Below are 11,599 nucleotides of genomic sequence, written 5' to 3'. Positions count from 1 at the left end.
CGGCTTAGTGACGACCGCTTTGCACTGTGACTGACTCGCTGGTCTGGGTAGATGCCCTGATCGCCGGCATCTTATTGGTGTCGCTGCTCATTGGCCTGTTCCGCGGCTTTGTTAAGGAAGTGTTTTCCTTGGCATCGTGGATCATCGCCGTGTGGGTGGCCATTCGCCTGGGGCCGGCGGTTGCGGAGCAATTCCTTTCCTCTATCGATTCGCCGACGGCGCGCCTTGGTGCGGCGTATGCCGGTGTTTTTATTGGCGTGTTGATTGCCGGCGCCGTCATCTCTCATTTACTGACTCTGCTCGTGAACCGCACCCATTTGCAGGGCACGGATCGCAGCTTGGGTCTGTTATTCGGGCTATTGCGCGGTGCGGTCATTGTCACGGCACTGGTATTGCTGGCCAGGCAAACACCGATGCCTCAGGAGCCATGGTGGCAGCGCAGCGTCATGGTGTCGCAATTTGAAATTTTGGCCGATTGGGTGGCGGAACAACTGCCGCCTGGTTGGTTGCCGCAGCGCCCGACGACGGCGTCATTGATGCCGGCCATGAGCCCCAGTCCTTCTCCAGCCCCCCAGGAGCCCTGATCCCATGTGTGGAATCGTTGGCATGGTGGCGCATAGCGCCGCTAATCAATCCATTTACGACGCTCTTACAGTTCTGCAACATCGTGGGCAGGATGCCGCAGGCATTATGACCTGGGATAAGGGTGAGTTCTTCTTGCGTAAGGCTAATGGCTTGGTCCGGGATGTCTTCGGCAAGGAGCATATGCTCAGCCTGCAGGGAGCAGCCGGGATTGGCCATGTCCGTTATCCGACTGCGGGTTGCAGTTCTTCTGCTGAGGCTCAGCCTTTGTACGTGAACTCTCCCTACGGCATCGTGCTCGCGCATAACGGCAACCTCACCAATGCTGATGAACTGCGTGAGCAATTGTTCTTAGAGGATCGGCGGCATCTCAATACCAGTTCTGATTCCGAAGTGTTGCTCAATGTGCTCGCGACCGAGCTGGCCCATACCGGCGGACTAAATGTCGATGAAGACGCGGTCTTCACAGCCATCCGTCGATTAGGGCAACGGGCGCGCGGTGCCTACGCCTGCGTGGCCATGATTAACGGCTTTGGCGTGGTGGGTTTTCGTGACCCTATGGGCATTCGACCTGCGGTGTACGGCAAACGCAGTACGGAGCGTGGTGATGAGTACATTATTGCCTCCGAGTCCGTTGCTTTGGACACACTGGGCTTTGAGCGGATAGATGATATTGCGCCTGGGGAGGCGATCGCCATCCGCTTCGACGGCACTTTCAGCAAGCGCCAATGCATCAAACCCGGGCCTTACCGCCCCTGTCTGTTTGAGCATGTCTACCTCGCTCGCCCGGACTCGGTGCTGGACAACATCTATGTGTACAAGGCGCGGCTCCGCATGGGCACGCAATTGGCCCGGCAAATCGAGAATGAGTGGCCAGATCACGATATCGATGTGGTGATCCCCATCCCCGACACCAGCCGTACAGCTGCCATGCAGCTGGCTAATGATTTGGGCCTGAAGTACCGGGAAGGGTTTATCAAGAACCGCTACATCGGTCGAACCTTCATCATGCCGGGGCAGGCCTTAAGACGAAAATCTGTCCGCCAGAAGCTCAACCCCATTGGCCTCGAGTTCGCGGGTAAAAACGTGTTGCTGGTGGACGACTCTATTGTCCGCGGCACCACCTCCAAAGAAATTATTCAGATGGCGCGTGATGCCGGAGCCAAGCGGGTGTACTTTGCCTCCGCAGCGCCGCCAGTACGCTATCCCAACGTCTACGGTATCGATATGCCATCCGCCACAGAGCTGGTCGCCCATGGCCGCAGCGTGGATGAAATAGCAGCCGAGCTCGGAGCCGACAAGCTCATCTACCAAAGCCTGGATGCGTTGAAAGAGGCTGTACGCCACCACCGCACCGAAATTGAAGATTTTGAGGACTCGGTATTCAGTGGTCAGTACCCCACCGCAGACATCGACAACGAGTACCTGGATCAGCTGGAGTTATTCCGCAACGATAGCGCGCGCCGTCAACGGCCAGAGTCCGGTCCTAGCAAGTTGGTTGGCATGCACGATGTTGGCTCTAGTTAGCAGGAGCCCGCAGCCATGAGCAAGGACCGCCAATGGCGCCCGCAAACATTAGGTATTCGCGCGGCTGATCAGCGATCAGAGTGGGGCGAGCACTCCGCTGCCATTCACCCGACATCGTCCTTTGTGTTTGCCAGTGCTGAAGAAGCCGCAGCACGCTTTTCCGGGCAAGAGCAGGGTTTTATCTACTCGCGCTTTACCAATCCCACTGTACAGGCCTTCGAGCAGCGCTTGGCCGCGATGGAAGGGGGCAGCCACTGCGTGGCTACCGCGTCGGGCATGGCAGCAGTGATGAGCACCTGTTTTGCATTGCTCAATGCCGGGGACCATATGTTGGCCGCCGAGGGTTTATTCGGCTCGACAACGGGTTTTTTGCTGAACCATCTCACGCGCTTTGGTGTACAGGTGGACCTGGTCGATCCTACGGACGTTGCTGCCTGGGAGGCCGCGTGTCAGCCCAACACCAAAATGTTCTTGGTCGAAACCCCGACCAACCCTCTTTGCCGAGTCTCTGACCTGCGGGCTCTGGCTGCCGTAGCTCGCTCGCATCAGGCGACCTTTGTGGTGGATAACTGCTTTTGCACCCCGGCTTTACAGCGCCCGCTGAACTGGGGAGCCGATTTGGTGATCCATTCTGCGACCAAATTTTTGGACGGGCAGGGGCGCTGTGTGGGTGGTGCCGTGGTGGGTGACCCGCAGCGTGTAGGGGAGAAGATATTTGGCTTCTTGCGGAGCGCTGGTCCGAGCATGTCGCCCTTCAACGCCTGGGTATTCCTCAAGGGTTTGGAAACGCTCGATCTACGTATGCAGGCACACAGCCGTAATGCTCAAGATCTTGCACATTGGTTTCAGGAGCAGCCTGGCGTCAATCAAGTGCATTACACGGGGTTGAGCAGTCATCCCGAACATGTACTGGCTAATCGTCAGCAAAGCGCGCATGGAGCCATCATGGCCATAGAGCTGGCCGGTGGTCAGCCTCAAGCCTATGCTTTTATCAACGCCTGTAAGCTGGTTTCCATCACCGCCAACCTCGGTGACGCCAGGACCACGGTGACCCATCCGGCAAGTACCACGCATTACCGTATAGGCCCGGAAGCGCGAGCGGCGGCCGGAATCAATGATGGCCTGGTTCGGCTGTCCATTGGCCTAGAACACGTTGAGGACCTGCGCGAGGACTTTGCTCAGGCGCTGGAGCAAAGTGGCTGAGGCGGCAGAAGGTGTGGCGGGCGAGTGCCCTTATCAGCAGGCCTGGCAAATCTGCGATCCACATGCCAAGCTAAAAGCGACTTTGGCCTTGCCTGAGCCCAAGCATCCACCACTCAGAGCTGCGCTCGGTCTGGAGCCTGGGCGGCCGGAGCACCCGCGACTCATTTCGCCGCGCCAAGTGCCGCGGCGGGGGCTGGGGAGTGTGGAGGGGCGCATTGGCCTACTGCATGCCGTGGCACATATAGAGTTCAACGCCATCAACTTGGCCTTAGATGCCCTCATCCGTTTTGGGCCAGATATGCCTTTGAGCTTTAGTCGAGATTGGTGGTCAGTGGCGGTGGACGAAGCCCGTCACTTCCAAATGCTAGAGCAGCGTCTGCAATGTCTAGGCGCTGGTTATGGGGATCTACCGGCGCATAATGGCTTATGGGAGGCTGCGCAAAAAACGGCGCATGATGTGCTGGCGCGCATGGCCTTGGTGCCCAGAGTATTGGAAGCGCGGGGTTTGGATGTGACCCCACCCATGATGGCGCGCTTAGCGCAGGTCGGTGCGCAGGAAGAGGTGGCCATACTGGACGTGATTCTGCGCGAAGAAGTGCGCCATGTTGCCATTGGCAGTCGCTGGTATGCCCACTTATGCACGCAGCGCAAGTTGCCGCGTTTGCAGACCTTTCACGCTCTGGTCGCCAAGTATTTGCCTGGTTTTCAAAGCCCTGGGCCTTTTAACCATCAGGCTAGGGCCGAAGCGGGTTTTCAGCGCGCTGAGTATGAAGGGCTCGCGCAGCTGACGGACTCATTCTCCTGAGAGGCTGTGCCGCTTGGGTTCAGGCTCCGCCTGCGCGCTGAGCGATTCGCGGTGCAGGCCGCGGTGGTCTTGGACCAGCCAGCTAAAGGTCTGCGGGTGGCCTGGGCGCCAATCGGTTAAAACCTCACGCCGACCATGCGGATGTTGATGGCTTGCGGGGCGGTGAGTATGGCCATGAATCATCAGCTCCGCTTCGCTTTGCGCAAGTAGGGCATCAACGGCCTCCGGGCTGGCATCGGTGAGGCTGAGCATCTGAGGTTGTTGTTGGCGCATTTGGCTCTGTAAGCGTAGACGGCGCGCAATCTGTTGACGCCAGCGACGTGGCAAGCTTGTGAAAAGGCTTTGTACCCAGGGCTGATTCACCACACGACGATAGCGTTGATAGGCTCGATCGGAGGTGCACAGCTGGTCGCCATGAAGCACCACCGTGCGTGGCTCACCCGAGAGTATCGAGGGCTGCGGCAAGATCTGAAAACCACAGCGTTTCGCCATTGTCTTGCCGAGCAGGAAGTCACGATTGCCGGCGGCAAAGTAGCGCCGGGTCGTCTTGGGCAAATCCGACAGTGCTTGGATCACCGCGGTGTGCTCCGGCATGCTGATGTCATCACCCAGCCAATATTCAAAGATATCGCCGAGTAAATAAATCTCTTGGGCCTGCGTGGCAGGGCCTCGTAAGTAGGCCACAAAGGCCCGCGTGAGCTCAGGAAGCTGAGGGCTTAGATGGAGGTCGGCCAGAAAATGCCGACACAGCGAACCCGGCTCCGCACTCACTCGGGTGTAGGGTTGACCGTTGCCGGGTCCTCGGCTGGTGTGGCAACGCGAGTGACTGTGTTGATCACAACCAAGGGTTCGGGGACATCGCTACGGAACGGGCCTTTAGCCCCTGTAGGCAAGCTGGCAATAGCATCCACAACATCCATGCCTTCGATGACTTGACCGAATACGGTATATCCCCAGCCCCGCATGGTTTCACTACGATGGTCGAGGTAGGGATTATCGGCGTGGTTGATGAAGAACTGGGCTGTGGCCGAATGTGGGTCGGCAGTACGTGCCATGGCCAAGGTGCCGCGGGTATTGCTTAAGCCATTGTTGGCTTCATTCTCCACTGGCTCCAAGGTGTCTTTGCGGCTGAAGGTACTGGTGTAACCGCCGCCTTGCACCATAAAGCCGCTGATCACCCGGTGGAAGATGGTTTGGTCGTAAAATCCGGCATCGACGTAACGCAGGAAGTTCGCAACGCTGCGCGGCGCTTTGTCGGTATATAGCTCGACCACAATGGTGCCTTCGGAAGTATCCAGGCGAACTTGGTCTTGGGCGGCGTGAACAGTTGTGGTCATACAGCAAATCAGAGCAAAAACGTTAAGAGAAAGCCGTTTCAGCATGGCGCGATAATTCCTGCTTCAGGTGGTTTAGTGCTTGATCCAAGGCCAATAAACCCTCACCGCTGGCCAGCGGCTGGGATAAGCGCCGGCGCCAAAGTTTGGCCCCTGGCTGGCCATTAAACAGGCCTAGAGTATGCCGTAGTAAGTGCCGCGGTGGGCGGCCTTGTTCTTCTATAGCCTGCAGCAGCTGCCGTAGGCCAGGGGCAATATCCAAGGGATTGGTCAGTTCCCCTTGCACAGGTGTTTCGGCAAAGAAGCGCTGATCGACCGCGTGGAGTAACCAGGGGTTTTGGTAAGCCGCGCGGCCCAGCATCACACCATCGAGGGCATAGTCGCGCATGGCGTCCTCGGCCTGTTGCAGGTTGCTCAGCCCGCCGTTGAGCACAATCACGCAGTCGGGGAAAGCCTGCTTGAGCCTACCGACTCGCGCATAGTCCAGCGGCGGCACCTCGCGATTCTGTTTAGGACTGAGCCCCTGCAGCCAAGCCTTCCTAGCATGCACAATGAATACGTGACAGCCTGCACTGTGCACCTGGCCTACAAAGTGGTGCAGATGTTCTTCAGAGTCCAGCTCATCAATACCCAGGCGACATTTGACGGTGACTGGAATACGCACCGCGGCTTGCATGGCACTGACAGCCTCGGCGACGACCTCGGGCTCGGCCATCAAGCAAGCACCAAAGCGCCCATTGCGCACCCGGTCCGATGGACAGCCGCAATTGAGGTTCACTTCCGCATATCCGTAGTCTTCGGCGAGCCTGGCACTGAAGGCTAAATCCTGGCTATCCGAGCCCCCAAGCTGCAAGGCGAGTGGGTGCTCCTCGGGCTGATAGCCTAGGTGACGCTGTACATCGCCGTGGCGGAGCGCACCTGTGGTGACCATTTCGGTGTAGAGCCGGGCGCGCTTGCTGAGCAGGCGATGAAATTGCCGGCACTCTGAGGTGGTCCAATCCATCATAGGGGCCACACTAAAGCGCCAGGGACTGGCATCGATATGGGGTGGTTTGGTGTCAGTCATGCAATGAGGTTGGGTTGGCGCGTTTAAGAGCTATTGCGCCAGAGAAAGGGGCGCAGTTTAGGCCTTGCTCGGCTCCGCGTCACCTTCAGTGCCCTGTAAGACCGAGGTTATCTACGCTGCCACATGGGATAGGGGAAGCGGCTGCTCCAGTACGCTGTTGAGCTGCTGGGGTGGTAGGCCATGATCGAGTAGATGGTGCAGCACGGTCTCGGGCTTGAAGTACATGCGTAGCTTCCAAGAATCCCGCTTGCCATCTGGGAAGATGCTGTCATCCAACTGCTCGATCAATTCGATGACTGCCGCAACCTCGGTATCGGAATAACTGCGTTTGAGAGCATCTAAGGGAATCGCAGGGCGGGGTGGAACGAGACTGTCGGCAATGTGCGCGGCTGCATCAACCCAGGCGCGCCCTGACGGGGTTCCAGTCAGGCTAGGCACTTTGAGTAGGTAGTGACCCATCTCGCGGACCTCGGGCATGTTGCCCAAATGGGTCAGGGGTAGGCCCAATTTATGCTGCGCTAACTTGAGCAAATTGTGCAGGAGTTCATGTTGGTTGCCAGGGGCAAGTCGGTTCATGACCAGCCCTGCTTGGAGGCTTTGCAGCACTTCTTCACCGAGTTGGGCCGCGTCTGGTCCGCAGCGAAGAATATCGGCAAACAACATTTCCAAGGTGGTGTGATTCGCGGCAGCGGCGTTATCCGCAGTTGCGTGCGAAGCGAGTAGCGGAGCCACTTCCTGATGTTGCTTGAACACCCGATGTAGCTGACGAAACGCCACTGCCTTCAAGAAGCTGTAGGCGTTCATGATGGCTGGAGCTTCTGGCACGCTGACCACCACCCCATGCTGGGCGGCCAGAAAAAAATCTAAAGTGTTGAAGCTCACTCCGGCGCCCAAATCCAAAATGACGACGGCGCAGGGTAGTTGTTGCAGATGGCGGATCAACTTGAGCTTCAGCCAGTGCGGCGGATTGGCCATTCCAGGCAAAAACCCCGCGCCACTGATCAAGCTCAGTTGCGGTACGCTGGTGTGCAGGCGTAGCTCGTCCAGACTGGCGGCTTTTCGTTCCAGAAACTCAGCAATCGATGGTTGGGTTGGGGCAATACCCAAGTAGGTATGCAAGTTGCCTGCACCTAGATCCAGGTCAACCAATACAACCTCTTGGCCGCGCTCAGCATAGGCCATGGCTAGAGCGAGTGAAAAGAGGCTTTTCCCGACCCCACCTTTGCCCCCACCGACAGCAATCATCTCATTAGGCATGGGATTACAGCCCTAACCGCCATGGCGGTGGAGGCGCATTATTACTGAGCGAGCCGAGGCCCCTGAACTGAGCAGCAGGCCTTGCTGTGCAGTAGCGATGGTGACGGAAGCGCATATTGGGCATAGCGATACTGGTATGGCGAGAGGTGGTGAGCTGGCCGCATTCATAGGCCGCTACTCTGGCATACAAAGATGCAATGCTCGCTGCCCTGCAAGTTTGTGTCCGCTACTGCCCGCTGGCAAAGAAAAATCTGCCCCCAGATACCGATAAGGATCGCCTGCGGTAATGCTTGCCGAGTTAGAGCCCGCCAGCACCGATAAACCCACCATCCACGGTGAGCGTGGTGCCATTCACATAGCTTGCCGCCGGGCTGCACAAATAGAGCACCGCTGGGGCAATTTCTTCTGGCTCCGCATACCGGCCCGCCGGAATCTGGGGCAGTACGGACTCGAGCAGTTGTGGGTTCTGGGTGAGCGCGGAGGCAAACTTGGTATCTGTGAGGCCAGGCAGCACGGCATTGCAGCGAATGCCGAACTGGGCGCATTCCTTGGCAAAAGCCTGTGTCATATTGATGACGGCCGCTTTGGTGATGGAGTAGATCGCCTGGTGCATGCCCGGCCGTAGACCGTTAATAGACGCAATGTTGACGATACAGCCGCCACCTTGCTCCCGCATCTGCCGTCCGGCCAACTGGCTGAGTACGAAATAGCCCCGTAAATTGACTTGTAAGGTCTTATCGATGGCCTCTAGAGGTGTATCCAGCACATTGCCGAAAAAGGGGTTTGCGGCAGCATTGTTGACCAAAATGTCCAGGCGTCCATGGTGGCTGACGATGCTACTGACCAAATGTGTCATGGCATCCAAATCGCCAGCATGACAAGCGCGTGCTTCGGCGCGGCCACCGCCGTCAACAATGGCCGCGGCAACGGCTTCGCAGGCTTCTTGCTTGCGGCTGGAGACAATCACTGTGGCGCCATGCTCTGCCAGAAGTTTAGCCGTGGCCTCCCCGATGCCTCTGGATGAGCCAGTCACCAGAGCGACTTTGCCGCTCAGGTCAAATAAGGTCTGTGCGGGAGCCATATCTAGTTAACGAATACTGGGCCGCTGAATTGCTGCGGCAACAAATAACCGTTTCTTGCCGGTAAGCCGGCATCTAGACTCAAAGAATAGCGACCCGGCGCTAAGCCCTTGGTGTAGACCAAGCGTGGGTTCTGACCGTTGTACCATTGTGGCTGCAAGGATTGACCCCGAGGACTTTGCAGGGAGATGAAGCTGGCAAAGGTTTGGGCATCGACGGGATGGTCGAACAGCACGCCCATGCCTTGGGGCGCCACACTAGCATCCAGCGGGCCCACAAAACGGATGCTCAGGGCCTCCGCTGGAGCGTCCTCACTGGCCCACCAAGCACGCAGCGCGGCTGTGGTCACGCGATACCGTGTATCCAGAGTGTCTGACTGACTCTGGGTAGAGGGGCTTTGCTCTGGCTGCGCAGGAACAGGGTCGTCGGTGGATTGCGCTGTGAGGTCCACTTCGTTCGTGGTCTCGCCAGGAGCGCTGTCTACAGGCTCAGCTTCGGCCATCTCCACGCGGCTTTCGGCTGCCTCCTCTACGGAGTCCGAAGCGGTTTCTGCTGGAGTGTCTGCGGCTTCGGCCATTTCGGCCATTTCGGCCTCAACATTGGGTTCGTCGTCGACAATTTCCGGCGGCGGCAAGCTTTGGGTGGGTGCCAAGGCCGTGCGGGGCAATGCCCGCACGGTATCCATGGCCGGTATGTCCCGACGCGCATTCACGGAATACAGGTCTTGCAGACTGGTTTCAGGCTTCGCAGTGCCTTCACCCTCGGCCTGACCCAGGAACAAGTTCAATCCCATATAAGTCAACCCCGCCACTATGGCGACGGCGACCGCGGTCATGATGAGTCCTTTCCAATTGGTCGGGACAACCGTATCTCCCCCGGCTGCTGCCATATTTTTTATCCTCCAGAAAATGTTCTCGTACGACGATGGACGCAAACGCAGGTTTGCGGCCCCGCACTATCCGGCACCCTGATGCCGACGTCAATGTCGAGGCTCCACTACAATAGCGCGTCTTCTCGCCCTGAGTCCCAACGACCGTGTCCAGCACGCCCCTAGTGCAATTTGAAGCCCAGAGTGTTTTGCCCACGCCGCATGGTGAATTCTCCGTGCAAGTCTATAAAGACAACAAGGGTCTAGAGCATGTCGCACTCACGCGCGGATCCTGGAAAGCCGACGAGCCGGTGTTGGTACGCTTGCACTCTGAGTGCCTGACCGGCGATGCCTTTGGCAGCCTGCGCTGCGACTGTGGCGAACAACTCCAAGCGGCCATGCGCCAAATTGCCCAAACGGGCCAGGGTGCGATTTTGTATTTGCGTCAGGAAGGGCGGGGCATTGGCCTAGCCAATAAGATCCGCGCCTACGCCCTCCAAGACAAAGGCGCCGACACCGTAGAAGCCAACGAGCAATTGGGTTTTGCTGCTGACCAGCGACGCTACGACGTCGCTGTGGAGATGCTGCATCAGCTAGGAATTACCCAGGTGCGGTTATTAACGAATAATCCGCGCAAGCTACATGCTTTGGAGATGGCGGGTCTGCCCTTGGTAGAGCGCTTGCCCTTAGCAGGCTATGCCAATCCTCATAACGAGCAGTATCTGTCGACCAAAGCTGCAAAGCTGGGGCACCTGTTGGAGCCGCCCCATCAAGAGTAAGGTGGCGCACGACTGGTCATAGTCCAGATGGCCGCTCTGGCCCTGCCTGAGCGCAGGCATGATTAGCAAAAGGGCTTATTGCATCACATGAACCTTTTTTCTTTAGGGCAGAAAGCGCTGTTTCAGCTGGACGCGGAAAGCGCCCACACAGCCACCATCCAGATGCTGTCGCGTATGCCCAAACTGGCCGCCAGCACCATGGGAGCCAAGCCCAGCGTGTTGCCACGCGAAGTGTGTGGTCTGCAATTTCCTAATCCAGTCGGTGTTGCCGCAGGTCTGGACAAAAACGGCGAATGCATAGACGGCCTGTTCGCCATGGGCTTTGGGTTTGTCGAAGTCGGAACGGTGACGCCCCGTCCACAAACGGGCAACCCCCGGCCGCGCGTGTTTCGACTGGTTGCTGACCAGGCCATCATCAACCGGCTGGGCTTTAATAACAAAGGGGTGGACAACTTGGTGCGCAATGTTGAGCGCAGCCAACGCCGTGGGCCTTTGGGAATCAACATTGGTAAGAACGCAGACACGCCTATGGAGCGTGCTGTGGAGGATTATCTGTATTGCCTGGAGCGGGTTTACCCCTTGGCGGACTACGTCACCATCAATATTTCATCGCCCAACACCCGCAATCTGCGCGATCTGCAGGCACCGGCGGCTCTAGAGGCCTTTGTGGGTACTCTGATGGAACGCGCCGAACAGCTGGGCGGCCAGCACGGGTCGCGGCCTGTGGCTGTGAAGGTGGCGCCGGATAATGATGCGGATCAGCTACGCGCGATGGCCAAAATTCTCAAGGCCTCAGGCGTGCCATTGGTGATCGCCACGAACACCACCATCTCTCGCCCTGCATTGCAGGAGCAGAAGCTGGCCGAACAAAGTGGAGGACTCAGCGGCAAGCCCTTATGTGAACTCGCCTGTCAGCAATTGTCCTTACTGCGAGATGAACTGGGCTCTGAGGTTGCTTTGGTTGGCGTGGGTGGCCTGCATGACGGCCCCTCGGCGAAGGCTCGCCTGAACGCTGGCGCAGATTTACTGCAGGTTTACACGGGTTTTGTCTACAGAGGACCGGCCTTGATTCAAGACATGGTTGCTGCGGCCCGTTAAG

The 11,599-nt window shown here is 58.0% G+C and carries 12 protein-coding genes; 6 read left to right on the top strand and 6 right to left on the bottom strand.

From position 1 onward, the window contains the following. Positions 1-26: 26 nt before the first annotated feature. The 4 genes from KI787_14275 to KI787_14260 are packed head-to-tail and all read left to right on the top strand — an operon-like array spanning position 27 to position 4,117. Entirely contained in the window at positions 27-584 is a 558-nt protein-coding gene (locus KI787_14275; protein MBV6631118.1) for a CvpA family protein, read from the top strand. Between the two features lie 4 nt (positions 585-588). After that, a complete protein-coding gene (gene purF, locus KI787_14270) occupies positions 589-2,109 on the top strand; it encodes an amidophosphoribosyltransferase (GenBank protein MBV6631117.1) in 1,521 nt (506 codons plus the stop codon). A gap of 15 nt (positions 2,110-2,124) precedes the next feature. Continuing rightward, complete coding sequence (locus tag KI787_14265; GenBank protein MBV6631116.1) at positions 2,125-3,312, top strand: O-succinylhomoserine sulfhydrylase; 1,188 nt, start codon at positions 2,125-2,127, stop codon at positions 3,310-3,312. Beyond that, positions 3,305-4,117 (top strand): ferritin-like domain-containing protein, encoded by an 813-nt coding sequence (locus tag KI787_14260; GenBank protein MBV6631115.1) that lies wholly within the window; start codon positions 3,305-3,307, stop codon positions 4,115-4,117. The genes KI787_14265 and KI787_14260 overlap by 8 nt, the downstream gene beginning before the upstream one ends. Here the strand turns inward: KI787_14260 and KI787_14255 are convergent. From KI787_14255 to KI787_14230, 6 genes are all read right to left on the bottom strand, one after another. Continuing rightward, the gene (locus KI787_14255; protein ID MBV6631114.1) at positions 4,106-4,888 is read right to left on the bottom strand and encodes a UDP-2,3-diacylglucosamine diphosphatase; all 783 of its coding nucleotides are present in this window, start codon (positions 4,886-4,888) and stop codon (positions 4,106-4,108) included. The genes KI787_14260 and KI787_14255 overlap by 12 nt on opposite strands. Then, on the bottom strand, positions 4,885-5,499 hold the full coding sequence (locus tag KI787_14250) for a peptidyl-prolyl cis-trans isomerase (protein MBV6631113.1): 615 nt from the start codon (positions 5,497-5,499) through the stop codon (positions 4,885-4,887). Before KI787_14250 ends, KI787_14255 begins: the two co-directional genes overlap by 4 nt. Further along, a complete protein-coding gene (dusA, locus tag KI787_14245) occupies positions 5,477-6,517 on the bottom strand; it encodes a tRNA dihydrouridine(20/20a) synthase DusA (GenBank protein ID MBV6631112.1) in 1,041 nt (346 codons plus the stop codon). Before dusA ends, KI787_14250 begins: the two co-directional genes overlap by 23 nt. A gap of 111 nt (positions 6,518-6,628) precedes the next feature. Beyond that, positions 6,629-7,774: a P-loop NTPase gene (locus KI787_14240; GenBank protein ID MBV6631111.1), complete on the bottom strand. Its 1,146-nt coding sequence runs from the start codon at positions 7,772-7,774 to the stop codon at positions 6,629-6,631. A 298-nt stretch (positions 7,775-8,072) separates the two neighbouring features. Further along, positions 8,073-8,855, bottom strand: coding sequence for an SDR family oxidoreductase (locus tag KI787_14235; GenBank protein ID MBV6631110.1), 783 nt, complete (start codon positions 8,853-8,855; stop codon positions 8,073-8,075). A gap of 2 nt (positions 8,856-8,857) precedes the next feature. Then, the gene (locus KI787_14230) at positions 8,858-9,688 is read right to left on the bottom strand and encodes a hypothetical protein (GenBank protein MBV6631109.1); all 831 of its coding nucleotides are present in this window, start codon (positions 9,686-9,688) and stop codon (positions 8,858-8,860) included. Between the two features lie 218 nt (positions 9,689-9,906). Between KI787_14230 and ribA the strand changes: the two genes are divergently transcribed. Both ribA and KI787_14220 read left to right on the top strand, forming a co-directional pair. Then, complete coding sequence (gene ribA, locus KI787_14225; protein MBV6631108.1) at positions 9,907-10,500, top strand: GTP cyclohydrolase II; 594 nt, start codon at positions 9,907-9,909, stop codon at positions 10,498-10,500. A gap of 87 nt (positions 10,501-10,587) precedes the next feature. After that, the gene (locus tag KI787_14220) at positions 10,588-11,598 is read left to right on the top strand and encodes a quinone-dependent dihydroorotate dehydrogenase (GenBank protein MBV6631107.1); all 1,011 of its coding nucleotides are present in this window, start codon (positions 10,588-10,590) and stop codon (positions 11,596-11,598) included. Position 11,599: the final 1 nt, after the last annotated feature.

This window comes from Oceanococcus sp. HetDA_MAG_MS8 (assembly GCA_019192445.1).
Lineage (GTDB): Bacteria > Pseudomonadota > Gammaproteobacteria > Nevskiales > Oceanococcaceae > MS8.
The sequence above is the reverse complement of the archived record's forward strand: the minus strand, read 5'-3'. Positions and strand labels throughout refer to the sequence as shown.